Source organism: Pseudomonas sp. LB3P81 (genome assembly GCF_054897965.1).
The window spans coordinates 870,902-886,208 of sequence record NZ_JBUBVG010000001.1; the positions used below are offsets into that span (position 1 = coordinate 870,902).

13 protein-coding genes are annotated in these 15,307 nt (G+C 59.1%); 8 read left to right on the forward strand and 5 right to left on the reverse strand.

Annotated elements, in window-relative coordinates; genetic code table 11:
* Nucleotides 1-33: 33 nt before the first annotated feature.
* On the reverse strand, nt 34-285 hold the full coding sequence (locus ACYZTL_RS03930; protein WP_007937833.1) for a hypothetical protein: 252 nt from the start codon (nt 283-285) through the stop codon (nt 34-36).
* Between the two features lie 165 nt (nt 286-450).
* Between ACYZTL_RS03930 and ACYZTL_RS03935 the strand changes: the two genes are divergently transcribed.
* Nucleotides 451-768, forward strand: coding sequence for an ElaB/YgaM/YqjD family protein (locus tag ACYZTL_RS03935; protein ID WP_008029950.1), 318 nt, complete (start codon nt 451-453; stop codon nt 766-768).
* Nucleotides 769-915: 147 nt separating this feature from the next.
* Here the strand turns inward: ACYZTL_RS03935 and ACYZTL_RS03940 are convergent, their stop codons facing one another.
* Nucleotides 916-1,956, reverse strand: a complete 1,041-nt coding sequence (locus tag ACYZTL_RS03940) for an Ldh family oxidoreductase (protein ID WP_461950671.1) — start codon at nt 1,954-1,956, stop codon at nt 916-918.
* A gap of 219 nt (nt 1,957-2,175) precedes the next feature.
* Between ACYZTL_RS03940 and ACYZTL_RS03945 the strand changes: the two genes are divergently transcribed.
* Together ACYZTL_RS03945 and ACYZTL_RS03950 are read left to right on the forward strand one after the other, a co-directional pair.
* Nucleotides 2,176-7,005, forward strand: a complete 4,830-nt coding sequence (locus tag ACYZTL_RS03945) for a dermonecrotic toxin domain-containing protein (RefSeq protein ID WP_461950672.1) — start codon at nt 2,176-2,178, stop codon at nt 7,003-7,005.
* Nucleotides 7,006-7,190: 185 nt separating this feature from the next.
* Nucleotides 7,191-8,192 carry a FecR family protein gene (locus tag ACYZTL_RS03950; RefSeq protein ID WP_461950673.1) on the forward strand — a complete coding sequence of 334 codons (1,002 nt, stop codon included), beginning with the start codon at nt 7,191-7,193 and terminating at the stop codon, nt 8,190-8,192.
* A gap of 261 nt (nt 8,193-8,453) precedes the next feature.
* On the opposite strand, the gene pvdQ is transcribed toward ACYZTL_RS03950, so the two are convergent.
* Nucleotides 8,454-10,799, reverse strand: coding sequence for a bifunctional acylase PvdQ (gene pvdQ / locus ACYZTL_RS03955; RefSeq protein WP_461950674.1), 2,346 nt, complete (start codon nt 10,797-10,799; stop codon nt 8,454-8,456).
* A gap of 342 nt (nt 10,800-11,141) precedes the next feature.
* Between pvdQ and ACYZTL_RS03960 the strand changes: the two genes are divergently transcribed.
* Nucleotides 11,142-11,513 (forward strand): fe2+ zn2+ uptake regulation protein, encoded by a 372-nt coding sequence (locus tag ACYZTL_RS03960; RefSeq protein ID WP_461950675.1) that lies wholly within the window; start codon nt 11,142-11,144, stop codon nt 11,511-11,513.
* Between the two features lie 19 nt (nt 11,514-11,532).
* Here the strand turns inward: ACYZTL_RS03960 and ACYZTL_RS03965 are convergent, their stop codons facing one another.
* Nucleotides 11,533-11,721, reverse strand: coding sequence for a hypothetical protein (locus ACYZTL_RS03965; RefSeq protein WP_033055104.1), 189 nt, complete (start codon nt 11,719-11,721; stop codon nt 11,533-11,535).
* Between the two features lie 190 nt (nt 11,722-11,911).
* Here ACYZTL_RS03965 and ACYZTL_RS03970 point away from each other — a divergent pair, with 190 nt between their 5' ends.
* A complete protein-coding gene (locus ACYZTL_RS03970) occupies nt 11,912-12,052 on the forward strand; it encodes a hypothetical protein (RefSeq protein ID WP_008024803.1) in 141 nt (46 codons plus the stop codon).
* Nucleotides 12,053-12,058: 6 nt separating this feature from the next.
* Here the strand turns inward: ACYZTL_RS03970 and ACYZTL_RS03975 are convergent, their stop codons facing one another.
* On the reverse strand, nt 12,059-12,982 hold the full coding sequence (locus ACYZTL_RS03975; protein ID WP_461950676.1) for a LysR family transcriptional regulator: 924 nt from the start codon (nt 12,980-12,982) through the stop codon (nt 12,059-12,061).
* A 117-nt stretch (nt 12,983-13,099) separates the two neighbouring features.
* On the opposite strand from ACYZTL_RS03975, the gene ACYZTL_RS03980 reads away from it, so the two are divergent.
* The 3 genes from ACYZTL_RS03980 to ACYZTL_RS03990 all read left to right on the forward strand — a co-directional run bounded on the left by ACYZTL_RS03980 (nt 13,100) and on the right by ACYZTL_RS03990 (nt 15,246).
* Nucleotides 13,100-14,095: an aldo/keto reductase gene (locus ACYZTL_RS03980; protein ID WP_461950677.1), complete on the forward strand. Its 996-nt coding sequence runs from the start codon at nt 13,100-13,102 to the stop codon at nt 14,093-14,095.
* Between the two features lie 270 nt (nt 14,096-14,365).
* Nucleotides 14,366-14,812, forward strand: a complete 447-nt coding sequence (locus ACYZTL_RS03985) for a DUF411 domain-containing protein (protein WP_461950678.1) — start codon at nt 14,366-14,368, stop codon at nt 14,810-14,812.
* On the forward strand, nt 14,812-15,246 hold the full coding sequence (locus ACYZTL_RS03990) for a YqaA family protein (RefSeq protein WP_461950679.1): 435 nt from the start codon (nt 14,812-14,814) through the stop codon (nt 15,244-15,246). The genes ACYZTL_RS03985 and ACYZTL_RS03990 overlap by 1 nt, the downstream gene beginning before the upstream one ends.
* The last annotated feature ends 61 nt before the right edge of the window (nt 15,247-15,307 follow it).

The following is a 15,307-nucleotide window of genomic DNA, read 5'->3' on the forward strand; positions in this document are numbered from 1 at the left end:
CGGCAGCTCCTACAGGAGTTTGCCAGCAGTAATTTACTTGGCCGCCATCAACCGATTGACTTCACTGCGCACCATGTTCGCGAATTCCGGAGGCGACATGCCGTCAAGTTCGGAACGGACCCATTCGGCCCACTTGCCTTTGCGCTTGGCGCGCTCGCCGAACAACCGCGCGGCTTCGCCTTTGGCTTTGCCCAGGTTGTTTTGCCAGAGTTCGAACAGACGGGACTTCTCGTCTTCAAGCGCCGCGCGCTCGGCAAGGGGTTTGTCGGCCAGATTGAAGCTCATGGGGAGTTACCTGCTGCGTAAATGGGCGACATCTTACACTGTAGGAAGAAATGTCCTGCGCTGGATTTTTCTACAGGATGGCGTCCGCGCGCAAAATCGCTGCAACTTTTTCCGTCGCGGCAGACTCCATTGTTCACTGCCCATTCACCTGCAAGGAGTCACCCAATGGCCCGGAAAACCGCCGCACAAGCCGCCGAAGACCAAATCAAGGATCAGGCTTTCAGCGAACTTCAGGCGCTGATCGAAGAGTCGGAAAAACTGCTCAAAAGCAGTGCGTCACTGGTCGGTGAAGAAGCAGACACGCTTCGCGGACAAATCGCCCAGAAACTCCAGCAGGCACGGGACTCGGTCACTCGTGTTCGTGACCGGACCCTGCCGGCGGTCGAAGCCACTGAAACCTACATCGGCGGGCATCCATGGCAAACCGTGGCCATTTCCGCCGGTTTCGGTTTGGTCGTTGGTTTGTTGCTGGGCCGACGCTAAGCCTGCGATAACACGTATTGAAATACGGTCCCTGTAGGAGCGAGCCTGCTCGCGATGGTCGTTAACGTAGACGCGTGTCTACTGGTTAAACGCGGCGCTCTGAAGTCCATCGCGAGCAAGCTCGCTCCTACAGTCAGTGTTCTGCAATCAGAGCCCCGCCAATTCCTGCAAGTTCGCCAGTGTCTGCGCATCCAGCACGATGCCACCGGCTTGCGATTTAGCCCGCTGATAGTGCCGTCGATCACCCGGCAACCGTTTAAGCCCCACACCATGCATCTGCCGCACCAGTTCCTGACTGCGCTCGGCAAAGCTCTGCCCGGCCGCCTTGCTCGGATCGATCACGATCAACAGTTGGCCGGTCCACGGTGTCTTGGCCCCCGGGTGGTTCTTCCAATCGAACTCGAACGAAAAATTGCCGCCGGTCAACGCCGCCGCCAACAGCTCCACCATCATCGACAACGCCGAACCCTTGTGCCCGCCAAACGGCAGCAACGCGCCCCCTTCAAGAATCGCTTTCGGGTCCTGAGTCGGCTGGCCGAGGCCGTCCACACCCATGCCCGGCGGCAAACGCTCACCCTTGCGTGCGGCAATCTGCACGTCGCCATGGGCAATGGCGCTGGTGGCCAAATCGAAAACAATCGGCTCGCCGTCGGCGCGAGGTGCGGCAAAAGCAATCGGGTTGGTGCCGAACAGCGGACGGTCGGCGCCGTGCGGCACCACGCAGGTCATGCTGTTGACCACGCTGAGCGCCACCAGCCCTTCATAGGCGAAGGGCTCGACGTCCGGCCACAACGCCGCGAAATGGTGTGAGTTACGAATCGCCAGCACCGCGATGCCGGCGCTGCGGGCCTTTTCAACCAGCAAGGCGCGTGCAGCCGCAAGGGCGGGCTGGGCGAAACCATTGCCGGCGTCGACCCGAACAAACCCCGACGCCACGTCCTCGACCACCGGCACGGCGCGGCCATTGACCCAGCCGCTTTTGAGCGTCGACACGTAACCGGGGATACGGAACACACCATGACTGTGAGCACCATCGCGTTCGGCGCCGGCACAGTTTTCGGCCAGCACACGAGCGACGTCGGAAGAGGTGCCATGGCGCAGGAAGATCTTCTCAAGCAATGCCGTCAGCTCGTCGAGGGACAGGTTTTGCGAGACAACAGGAGACGCATGATCGTGTGGCGCAGACATCTGAAGCTCCAGACTAATTATTGGAGGGGGCAACAGCGTATGAAGACCGCTGATTAATCACGCGCGACCAGCGGCCTGTCAACCTTTCGGATAAACCCACGCGCACAGACACCGGCAGACCGTGCGTTAACTATCTACCACCTTCGATGTTCCGGCGGCTTTTAGTCTCGAATCTCACTTTTCCGGCGCTCTAGATCGCGCCCTGCATGAGATTCAACAATGTCTACGCCCAGCACTCCCCTGTTTTTCCCCCAGGCCCTGCAATCTCCCGGCCACTGGACTGACCTTGGCAAAACCTACGGTCTGACGCGCAAGGACTTCGAATGGTTCGAACATCTGAAGCTGGCCAGTCATACCTCGCGTAATCAACAGACCCCACCGATGCACGCCGAGAAAATCCTGATCGGCATCGGCGATGTGTCCTTCCCCCTGGCGGGCTGCTTCCTGTTGAGCGCCACACCGGATGACCAAGGGGTGATCTTTTACACGCCGTACGGAGGGATAAAGAAATTCGACAGTCGTACAGACTTGTCCGCTCTGGTCAAAAGCCAACTCGACGACGCCGGCGAAGATGACGACTCGGTCGCCTTCCTGTCGTTGTCCGCGCGCAAAACCCTGGCGGCGGCCACCGATATCAAAGTGAGCTTTGAGACGATCGAGGGCGACGTGTTCGAAGTTCAGCGCGCCGTCATCAACATCAACCAGCACCTTAACGACCAGGCCATGGTTGACGAATTACAGAGGCTGCCGACGCTCACCGCGTTGATCGATACGGTGCTGGAGGAATTGCTGAAACCGGCTTTTCCAGCGTTGGACCAGCGTCAAACCCGGGTCGGTTTTTACGCTGAAACAGAGGCCAGCGCTGGGGACTCGAAAAACCCGGGAGCCCGACGCTGGACCGACTCCATGTCCCTGAGCCAGGCGCTGCTTTCGTATTACCGCCATAAGGGCTGGCCGTCGGGACAGCGACCCGAATTCTCTCACCCGCAAAGAACGTCGCACTCCCCGGACCAAAAAACCTGGGAAACCGCGATCAAGTCCGCTGCCGAGACCTTGACCAGCCAAATTGCCGAACAAATGCAACTCTTCTGGAACGAGGCAAGCGTCGACGGCGCCACGCGCCGGGCATTTTTCGCCCGGGTCATCCGCGAAAAAGCGCGGGCCGAGCTGCTGCTCAAGCGCGAAGCCGAGATCATCACCCCGGAACAAAGCCGTGCCTTGCACACACTCATAGAACCAACGACAGCGACTTACCCGACACTTTCCCTCGAAACCGTTCGCCTCTGGGAGTACGAGCCCAACTTCGTGGAGCTCGCCGGCTCGCTGATGATCAGTCAGGGCAGCTCCACAGCCTTTCTCTACACCCCCGCCCAAGGGTTGCAGGTCTTGAAGGACTATCAGGACTTGAAGGACACACTGGAGAAAAAATCCACAGAGGCCGGTCACGACGATGAGCTCTACGACCTCATGAGCCTGGAGGAACGCGACCGCTTCATCGGTTTCCATGAGCCGCAAGTGTCTGGCGCGGTGATCGCCGGTTCGGTGTTCAAGACGCTCTTCGAAGCGATCATCAACAAACAGCAGCAGAACCTCGAATACGCCTTGCAGGTGTTCCGTTTCAGCGATGGCGCGGTGGACATCCATGCGTTTTTCGACAAGGCACTGGACATTCGCTCCCTGATAAACGAATCGCTGCTGACGATTGATGTAAACGGTCGCTGGAGTACCCGGCCCGTGTTATCGGGCAAACATCCTTCCATGGTGCTGGCGGATACGGCCGCGGGTTTCGTGAAAACTTTCAACGCTGTCGAACTGCCGCTCCACACCGAATTTGTGGCGCAACCTATCACCACTCAGGCGTCACAGCGGGTTTATCTGGGAGGTATGAAAGCGACGCTGGCCCATGCCTTTTCCGTCGGCCTGCGGGGCGAAGCCAGTCTTCGGGAACTCAGCGGGTCATTGCGCAACGCCGATTGGCATATTGTCGATACGGTGTTCAACCCGGACCAGGCAGATCGCAAAAGTCGGCCAGCCATCAGGGGGTTCTACCCGGACGCCTACTCGCTGGTCCTTGAATGTTCCGGTGAGACCGATGTTTTGCCGCTGGCCAACTGCGTGTTGTTGACCGAGCGCGGCGGGGTCGACGTCCAGCATTCCGGGCGGGCCATTCTATGGACGCCGGCGGCCGGGCTGGAAGTCTTTGCGACGGTCGCCATTGCGCGGCAGCAGTTGAACCTGCGCCTGCTCGATCCTGACCAACGCCTCGTGTTGCTGGAGAACCTTACCCCTGACCAGCGCAAATTCCACAGGCGCTATTCGTTCAGGAGGCTGGAATTGATCGAAGGCAATGTTTTGCAGCACCTCGCGCAATCCGCCATTGACCTTTTTCTCGCTCGCTGCGAGCACGTGCGCTCGCTGAAGCTGAAAGCGGCCCAACAGGTAAAGGCCCTGATCGTGCTGACGCAAACGCTCGTGGACACCAACTTGCGCAGAGCCGGCTGGATCGCCAAGGCCATCAGCCACCAGCAATCGCTACCCGCCTGGCTGGGAATGGCGCCCGTCGCAGAACAGCAGCTGCATATTGAATTGCTGGAGCAGTACCGCCACAGCGTGACCGACGACAAAGACTACCTACATGGGATTCAAACGCTCGAGGATTACGTTCGTGAAACACTCAAGTCGCTGCTCACCGCCCGATTCCCGGGGAACTCTATTGCCCCCGACATGATCGAGATCACCCCCAACCTGGCACTGGCAGGACCGGCTCAAAGCCTGACCCGTTTCGCGTTGAACCATGTCAACATCGCTCAAGGCACGGGATTCAAGGTCGCCTCCGGAACCACGCAAGCACTGCCCGAAGGTCTGAACCAGGCCGCCGTCAGGCAGCTATTACTGTCGCTGAACATTCAGCAAGACTTTGGCAAAAAGGTCACCGCGGCGCTGTCGGGCACCGACGCCGCCGCGCGAAAGTTGCGATTTGTTCAACAACTGCCCTGGCAACTGCTGCAACACGCCCATGCTTTGAAGCTGCAACAACATCTGTCCCACAGCGCATTCGACTTGATCACACAGGTCCTGGACATGCCGGACGCCGTCGCCCGTTCTGCAGTGGAAGGTGCCCATGCCATTGTCAGGCCGCTGGAGCTGATCAAGACCGCCGGTGCCACCGCGGTTCAGGCTTCGGGCCTGTACCTGATCAGCCCGGGTGCCGGAAAAAAGGGATCGCACGTTCTGTATGCGCCCTATCACAGCGGCGAGGTCTTCAGCGAATTCGCCGATGAGACCAGTCTTGTCGCAGCCCTCAACACCCCCGGCGCGTTGCAAGACCTGATCCTGCGCCGTTTGCCGGAAAATGAACGGGCGACCTTCAGCAACCTGCTTCAGTCCAGCGTGGGTCAGGTGAGTGAAATCACCCTGGGCAACACCTCGATTGGCGGCAATTTCCTTGAGCAATTGTTCAATGACAACACCCGCCTGATTTCGCGAATGCTCGGCAGTCAGAACGAGGCCAGCCGTCAGTCGGACTGGGAGGCCATCAAGTCGCTGTTCAGCGCCGGTATCAAACTGATCTCCGGGCTCTTGCCCGGCAAACTCGCGTACGGCCGGTTTCTGTGGCAAGCCTACAAAGACTTCAAGGACTCCGCCCAAGCACTGCAGGATCATCACTGGAAGCGCGCGTTGCAGTCTTTTATCGCCGGCGGCATGCAAATGGTGACACTGGGCAAACTGTCGCTGGAGGCTTCACCGCTGACTGCGCAGGCAGCTGCCGAGACCGAGACCGTACTGGTTGCCACTCCCGTGGTCGACTCGAAATGGTCCGACGTCCAGCCGACTGCACCGATGCGCACCTTGTACCAGCGCTTCGAAGCGACCACCGTGGCGTTGAAAGACCTGAAAAAGAGCGCCACCGATGGTACGTACCTCGAGTCGGTCAGCAAAAAGCGCTACGCGCCGATCGCCGGGAAAGTCTATCCCGTCGCCAAACCCGGCGCGGTGTGGCGAATACAGAATGATCAGGAGCCGGGTCCATCATTACTGAGCTCGCCCTCCCGACAATTGATCCTCGACCCTGACGTGCACACCGTGCATTACGGCAGAGCCATGTCGACCTTGCGCAACCGATACACTGGCACCTCTCTGGCGCGCAAGGTGATCAACATCGAAGCACGAGGCATGGACGATATCCGTACCCATTCCCCGGATAAAGCCCTGATGATTGAACAAGCCATTCATATCGCGCGCTTGTACGCGGCTAACAGCCTGCACAACCTTGTGCAGCTCAGGGCGCTGGTCCCCGGCACACGGCTGGATACGTTTTTGAGGCGGTTTTTCGATGTGGACAGCGTCGATGCCGCCCTTCTGGAAAAAATCAGGCAAGCCATCGCTCCCGTCTGCAACGCCTTGGTGGATCCGAGCGATGAGCTGCTCGATTCCAATCGCTTTATTGTCGGTTCCAGCCGATATGATGCGTCCGACATCATTGCGTTCGTGCTGGACGAAGACCAGCTCAAGAACGTGCATTTCACCGAACATTTTTTTGACCACCAACTCGATGGCTACGAATCGTATCTGACCGAGCCCTTTAATATCGCGGGCCACAGCCAAGCGGTCACCTTGATTCACGAGTTCAACCACATTTATTCAGAGGCCCTGGATATCGCAACGCTTGAAGCAAGGCGGCCGTTCATTGATCTCATCAACCCCATCACTCAATTCGGGGCAGAGATCAGAGACTCCCTGCAGGCATACCAGCGTGAGGCATTATCGCTGTCAACCCCCCCAGATGAGCTGTTCTCCCAGTGGAACAGTGTACTGGACGACTGGGTCAGCATCGACGAGGTTCCAGGCCAGGAGCATATCAGCGAGCAAATCCTCCAACTGACCGGAAGCCTGACAATGGCTGAGGCGAGGACTGCGTTTCTGGACCCCGTCAACCCCGCCGTCCGAATCGACGTCATTTTGCGCAATGCCGATTCGCTCGCGTTTCTGATCTGTGAAATGGGACGACAGCTGGATCCGGTCGCCGTGGCGTCTTTCTCAAACACCTGAGAACACTGCGCAGACCATGAGTCTGCGCATCCCTTTCTCTCAATCCGTTTATGCAGATTGCCAGGCGCAGGCTGTTTCACACGGCACGACGGTAAAAATAAACAGCCGTTTGATGGGTAAATGCCATGACGGCTGTTCTCGCGACTTCCACTGAAGGTTAGAATGCGGGAAATCAGGATGAGTCAATGACCGACAACCCGCTCTCGCAAGCCGACTATGACGCCATCACCGATGCCGCCGCGCACTGGTGCATGCGTCTGCACGCCTGCGACTGCACCGAGCAGGAGCGGCAGGCCTTCGAACAGTGGCGCGACGCCGATCCACTGCATGCGTTCGAATACGAGGCGATGCTTGAGATCTGGGATATTGCGGAAGATTTGCCGCGTCTTGAGACCGTCGTACCCATCGCTCGCGCCAAGCCTGCAACACCCTGGCGCACCTTCGGCATTGCCGCCGCCGTGTGCGCCCTGGCGTTGCCACTGGCGGCCTGGAGCGGTTGGAGCCTGGGGTTGCTGCCCAATTCGTATCAGCATTTCGAGGCTAGTAATGCGATCCGTCAGGTCACCCTGAGCGATGGCAGCCAGGTCGAACTGAACCTGGGCACCGAGCTGACCTTCAGCAATTACAAGGATCAGCGTCGGGTCACGCTGGACAAAGGCGAAGCTTTTTTCAGTGTCAGCCACGACACCACTCACCCCTTTGTCGTCAAGGCGGCGGAAGGCAGGATCCGGGTCACCGGGACCCAATTCAACGTCTGGATGTATGAGGATCAGGTCCGCGTGAACCTGATCGAAGGTTCGGTACTGGTCACCAGCAACGATGAACTGCCGGGCGATGGCTTGCGCCTTGAGCCCTCGATGCAGGCGCGCTACAAACACGGCGATTTCACGCCGCAAATCAGCCAGACCTACGCCAATGACACTTCCCTGGCCTGGCGCCACGGCAAACTGGTGCTCGATGACCTGGCGTTGTCCGAAGCCCTGCCCTTGATCAATCGCTACCTGACCAACCCTCTGATGGTCGCCGACAACAGCACCGGTGCGATCCGCCTCGGCGGCATCTACAACATCAAGGAACTCAACAATCTGGTGGCGACGCTGCCGCGGGTGCTGCCGGTTTACCTGACCCGCAACAAGGACGGCAACCCGGTCCTCAACGCCATTCCGCGACAACCGCCAAAAAGCTGAAGGCCGCAACCCTTACGGGATGCGTAATGCTGTTCACTTAAGCGCTTTTGGGTTGTGCATACCTTTGTGGCGAGGGAGCTTGCTCCCGCTGGGCTGCGTAGCGGCCCCAAAAATCTGACAACCATTGCCGATTTTTGTGAGTGCTACGCACTCAAGCGGGAGCAAGCTCCCTCGCCACAGGTTTCTCTGATTCAAGACTTTCTTAAGTGAACAGCATTCTGCGGGGGGCGGCCTTTTTTTATCGCTCAAGCACGCTTCGTTTTATTGTTGGGCCACCTTCCCGGCTTTTTCATCCTGCTCGCGGATCGTCTGAGCCTGATAGTTCGGGTCCGAGGTAATCTGCTGCTCGGTGAACGGCAACACACTCAACTGCTTCTTCGAAAACGCCAGGGTCTGATCATTTGAATATTTCGACGCCGGGTCGCTGGACAGCGAAAACGCCAGCAGCCCTTTGGCCTGCGGTCCCTTGTCATCGAAGGTCACTATTTGAAGATAGCTGGTGCCACTGACCACTTCGCGTTTGCCATCGGTTCTCGGCACGCTCTGAATGGCGTTGTAGACACCCAATGTACCGGGGCCACCATGAATCGGCGTTTGCCGGCCGCCGCTGCTGACCACCTGGATATCGCCCCAGCGGCTGTCGGTCTTGAGGCCCGATTTGTTGACCTGTTCCACCGACGCCAGCATCGCCTCGCGCAGTGCCTTCGCAACGTCCGGGCGATCGACTGCCAGACCGCGCGGAGTATGTTGCGGATCTTTCGGATCGAACTGGACGCGCCAGACATCAGGCGCTTCCAGTAGCGACTCCATGATGTTCTGGAAATGCACAAAGCCCGGACCGCTGTCCAGATTCGCGCTGCGATCCCAGGCTTTCAGGCTGGCACACAGCGGCGTAAGCGTCGACGCATCGGCGCCCAGGTCCGCCGCGCAGAATTGCAAAAGGTCGGGCATCACTTGCGCCGCCTGATACACCTGATCGTCCATCACCATGCGTTGCAGATCCGCCGCCCCGATCGGGCCGGCCTTGTTCAGCGTACCCAGGCGATCCAGAGCAAAGCGTGAACGCAGACCGAGTGGCTGACTGTCCTGGCTGATTAACGGCGAGAAACCGGTAAGCGGTTGTGCCGGGTTGGCCATCCACGCCGAATCGTTGGAGTGCTGCACAAAGTCCTTGCGCAATAGTTGCGGCAACTTGTCCGACGCATAGATGCCTTTTTGCGCCGCCGTCGGGTCGATGTCCCAGGCACAGGCGCTGTTGGAACCGTCGAGCACGATCATCTGCAACCCGGCCCGTGGATCGCTGCATCGGGCCAGTTTGTCGGCATCGACGTTCGGCACCACCGACAGATTCATGTACAGCGTCTGACCCTGATCGTCCGCTGCCAGGGTGTTGACCCACGGGATACCCTGAATCGTGTGAACCGACGCCTGCAATTCCTTGAGGCTGGTTGCACGGTTCATCGCGTACCACTGCTGCAGCACCCGGTCGTTATCGAGGTTGGCGTCGCGCAAGCTGTAGGCGAACTGATTGTCCCAATCCAGTTTTCCCGGCCATTGCACGATCGGGCCGAACTGCGAGCTGTAGACCACATGGGAAACCGCCCGGGTCTGCCCGTCAGGCTGTTTCACGTTCACGGTCACGGTCTGCTGCTTCATCGGCAGGGACTTGCCATCGAGCAGATAGCGGGTCGGGTCCTTCGGATCGAGTTGCAGGCGATACAGGGTGAAATGCTTGGACGAATCCACGGTATGGGTCCAGGCCAGGTGCTGGTTGAAGCCAATGTTGATCATCGGCAGGCCGGGCAACGCGGCGCCCATCACGTCCAGTTTGCCGGGAATGGTCAGGTGCATCTGATAGAAGCGCATCCCGCCGACCCACGGAAAATGCGGGTTGGCCAGCAACATGCCACGGCCATTGAACGAGCGCTCGCTGCCCACCGCGACGGCGTTGCTGCCGCGATCCAGCGCGAAGCGTTGAATGCGCGCAGCGGCCACCTGAAACTGCGCTGAGGCCTCTGTATTCTGCGCGAGCGCTTTGGGTGGCGTGGCCCCGGCCAGTGCTTCGGCAAATTGCCCGACCCCCCCTTCGACCAGCAGGCGGCGGGTCAACTTGACCAGGTCCTGCACAGTAATGTCCCGCACCCACTCGCCCTGGCATTGCTGCGGCAGACCTTGTGCGCGACGTTCCGTCAGCGAACGGTTGTAACCCGCCACATAACCTTCAATGAGGTCGCGGACTTCCGGGGTTTGCGCCTGCCAGAACGCAGAGACGGCCTGCGGCGTATTCAGCCAGTTGAAAAAGACGTCGCTGACCTGATTTGCGCGCTCTTCGACCGTGAACTGCTCCGGGCCGAAATACCGTGAACGTTCGCCGTTCACCGTGGTGATCTCATTGGCCAACAGGCACAGATTGTCCTGAGCGTAGGCGTAGCCGATGCCATAGCCCAGACCACGCTCGTTTTCAGCGCGAATGTGCGGCACGCCGAAGCTGGTCCGGCGGATCTCGGCCGTCGTCTGGTCCGGCTGGCTGCGCGCGGTTGCCGCAAGACTCAAGCCCACCAACACACCGGCAAGGCTCAATCGGGTTAACTGCCTGGTAATAATCACGCTCGCTCCTGATCCAATACGGCTGATGCCATCATGTAGGAGCAGCCGGTCGACGCTCGATTGCTCGCGATGGACGCAAGGGCGGCGCGTTCATCCAGGAATCACGCGCAATCGTTGACGTCCATCGCGAGCAAGCTCGCTCCTACAGTTACAGTAGGAACGAAATTCAAGACTAAAATTTAGAGTGCTGGAGCGCGTTTTTACGGGTGCTTACGGGTTTCTGACGTGATGGCGACAAAATTTCTACATCCAGGCCTTCATGATTTGAGTCGCTCGTACGTCTTATTGAACAAGAGCACCCAAAACATCTTCCCGGTTCAGGCTCTGATAAGGAGTTTTTGCATGTACAACTCGCAACTGCCAACGGACGGTAGCGCTGCACCAATGGGCACTTCCATGGGCTCGGGCCTGTTCAATCAACGGACCGAACGCAACGGCAACGAAAGGATCAGGGTTCTGCTCAAGAGCTTTGGCCTGCGCACCAGCCTGATTCGCCTGAAAGTCATCGACGCGTTGCTGACCGCCGCTGACAGCGACCGCAGTCTGGGCGTGCGCGGCGTGCACAGCCACCTGCTGGACCTGGGTATTCCCCTGTCCTTTCTCAGCGTGCGCGAAGTGTTGAAACGCTTGTGCAGCGAAGGTGTGATCACGCTGAACGCGGACAAGAGCTACAGCCTGCATCCGCAGGCTGCCGCCGTTCTGCACGGCGAGTAATCCTGGCGTCGGGCGTCGCTCAGGGTTTGACCTTGCGGCGCATCATGCCATTGATCACCACCACGATTACCGCCACGCCAATGGCGATGTACTGAAACAGCTTTTCGCTGATGACCCCGGCATTCTGCAAATACGAAAGGCCAAACATGATCCCCAGCACCACCAGAGAGATCAGAATCGAGTATTTCAAACGTTGCGACTGGGTCATTGCCCTTTTCCTTAAACAAAAAGCTTAAACGTAAGCCTGAACGTGAACCTGAAAGATGTATCCGGTTTGTATCCGGAAGCATGCCAAGCCCCTACCGTTTTTCGGGGATGCGGCGCTGCAAACGGGGTCTCATGTTACAGCCGATGAAGCGTTTTGGCTTCATAGCGGCGATAACCATGAGGATTTTGAAATGTTCCGTCGAATCACACTGCTGATTCCCCTGCTCGCCATTCTTTCCCTGAGCGGCTGCATCATTTTCCCCCACGGTGGCTGGCACGGCGGCCATCATTACGACGGCCGTGGCGGACCGGGTTACTACCAGCATCGCTGAGGCTTTTCAGCGAGCTGACTGATCCCTGAAAAAGTCATTTCCCGGTTGCGCGCAAAGCTCGATCATCCAGTCAACGAATACCCGCACCCGCCGCGACAACTGACGGTGAGGAGGATAAAGCGCCGTCAACGGCATGACCGGTGGCGGCACTTCCCTCAGCACCTCGACCAGACTTCCCTCCTTCAACCGCCGGGCCACGTGATAGTACGGCGCCTGCACCAGCCCATACCCGGCCTCGCACGCTGCCAGATAGCCATCGGCACTGTTGACCGAGACACGCTTGGGCAGATTGACCGGTTGTACCTGGCCATCGACGACAAATTCCAGCCCGTAGCGTTTGCCGTTGCTGGCGACGTACTCCACCATGTGATGCCCCGCCAGATCGGCCAAACCTTGTGGCGTGCCATGACGTTGCAAGTAGTCGGGGCTGGCGCAGGTGACCTGGTCCAGCATGACCAGTGGCCGCGCCACCAATGAATCATCCAGCGACAAGCCACCGCGCAACACGCAATCGACACCTTCGCGAATCAGGTCGACAGGCCGGTCATTCAAACCGATTTCCAGTTCGATCAAGGGATAACGGGCGGTGAATTGCGGTAATGCCGGGATCACGACCAAACGCCCTATGCCCGCCGGCATGTCCACGCGCAACAAACCTTTGGGGTTGTGCCGCGCGGCGGAGAACACCGCTTCGGTTTCCTCAAGGTCCGCCAGCAACCGCACGCAACGAGGGTAATAAGCAGCGCCGTCGAGGGTCAGGCTGATCTGCCGCGTGGTGCGTTGCAGCAATTGCACCCCCAGATGGGTTTCCAGTTGCTTGATCAGAATGGTCACCGAGGCCCGGGGAATTTGCAGGCTGTCCGCCGCTTTGGCAAAGCCGCCCAGTTCGACGATTCGGGTGAACACGCGCATGGCGTTGAAACGGTCCATTGCTTTTTGCACCGACTGATTATTTAGAAATCATGAATAGTGATAGCAGTTTTAGCCGGTTTATCTCATTTCTGTCGAGGTCGACAATGGGCTTCACATTCACAGGGAGCTGATTTCATGCAAACACGTCAATTGGGCAAGAACGGTCCACAGGTCAGTACAATCGGTCTGGGCTGCATGGGCATGACCGATTTCTACACAACGGGCGTCGACACCCGCGAAGCCACGGCCACCCTGCACCGGGCGCTGGAACTGGGCATCAATCTGCTCGACACCGCCGACATGTACGGCCCGCATACCAACGAAGCGCTGATCGGCAAGGCCATTGCCGGCAAGCGCGATCAAGTGTTTCTGGCGAGCAAGTTCGGCATCGTCCGCGACCCGGGAGATTCAACGGCCCGTGGGGTTAACGGTCGACCGGAATACATTCGCGCCTCGATTGACGGCACCCTCAAGCGCCTCGGTGTCGACACTCTGGACTTGTATTACCAGCACCGTATCGACCCGCAAGTGGCCATCGAGGAAACGGTCGGCGCCATGGCCGAGCTGGTGAAGGCCGGCAAGGTGCGTTACCTGGGATTGAGCGAGGCATCGGCGGCAACGCTGGAACGGGCGAACAAGGTCCATCCGATCAGTGCGCTGCAAAGCGAGTATTCGTTGTGGAGTCGCGATCAGGAAGAAAACGGCTGCCTGGCCGCGTGTCAGCGGCTGGGCATCGCCTTTGTGCCTTACAGCCCGTTGGGTCGGGGCTTCCTGACGGGCGCGTTGAAAAGCCCGGACGATTTCGCCGCAGACGATTACCGTCGTTTCAGTCCACGCTTCCAGGGCAACAACTTCGCCAGGAATCTTTTGCTGGTGCAGCAGGTTCAGGACCTGGCGGCGGAAAAGGGTGTGACGGCGGGTCAACTCGCGTTGGCGTGGGTGCTGGCTCAGGGTGATTACCTGATCCCTATTCCGGGGACCAAACAGCGTAAGTATCTGGAAGAGAATGTGGCGGCGCTGGAGGTCAAACTGAGCCGCGAAGAGTTGCACGCGCTGGAAACGATCTTCCCGGCGAATGCCACCGCCGGTTTGCGTTACCCCGAAGAAGTCATGAAGTTGCTTGACCGTTGATCTGCGCCTGGCCCATTCGGTTGCCTGAACGGGCCAGTGCAGCATCCGCTGATTTTTTGAGCCAGCCCCCCTGTGGCGAGGGGATTCATCCCCGTTGGACTGCGGAGCAGGCCCCAAAAAAACGACTGCTACGCAGCCGAACGGGGATGAATCCCCTCGCCACATTGATTCACCGTTCGCTGTATTACTTCGAAACACTCTCCTGCCTCGTCCTTGGCTAAAATGGTCAGAATGCCTTTTTGTGCCCGCCATCCGAATCGAGATTTCCCCATGCGAACCCACCTGCGTCTGGTCGCCCTGAGCGCCCTGTTCATCTCCTCCCTGGTCCAGGCCGCCGACCTGATCCCGATCGAAGTCCACCGCGACGCCAACTGCGGCTGCTGCAAAAAATGGATCAGCCACCTGGAGGCCAACGGCTTCAAGGTCGAAGATCACGTCGAAGCCAACATGAGCGAATTCAAGCAACAGCACGGCGTGCCTCCCCGCCTGGCGTCCTGCCACACCGGGTTGATCAACGGCAAGTTCGTCGAAGGCCATGTCCCGGCCGATCAGGTGCTGGCACTGAGCAAGCGCGATGACCTGTTGGGTGTGGCCGCCCCCGGAATGCCGATGGGTTCGCCGGGCATGGAAATGGACGGCATGAGCGATGCCTACCAGGTGATCGGTCTGAAAAAGGACGGCACTGATGTGGTGGTGGCGGACTACGCTGCCCATTGATGTTCGGTGCGTACATCGGCCTGTTCTTCGCCGCATTCGGGGCGGCGACCCTGTTGCCGTTGCAATCCGAAGCGCTGCTGGTGGGGTTGCTGCTCAGCGAACAGTATTGGCTCTGGTCGCTGCTGGCGGTCGCAACCCTGGGCAATGTCCTCGGCTCGCTGCTGAACTGGTGGCTGGGGCGCGGCATCGAGCGGTTCCGCGACCGGCGCTGGTTTCCGGTCAGCCCACAGCATCTGGAAAAGGCCCGGGTTCATTATCAGCGCTACGGCCATTGGTCACTGTTGCTGAGCTGGGTGCCCGTCATCGGTGATCCGCTGACCCTCGTAGCCGGAGTGATGCGCGAGCCGCTCGGGCGCTTCCTCGTGATCGTGACCCTCGCCAAAGGCACCCGCTATGGCGTGCTGGCCCTGGCGACCCTGGGCTGGATGGGTTGAACGATCACTCGCCGCGATTGCCTGTGCTTAATGTCGCCCTAATCACCCCGGAAAAATTCCA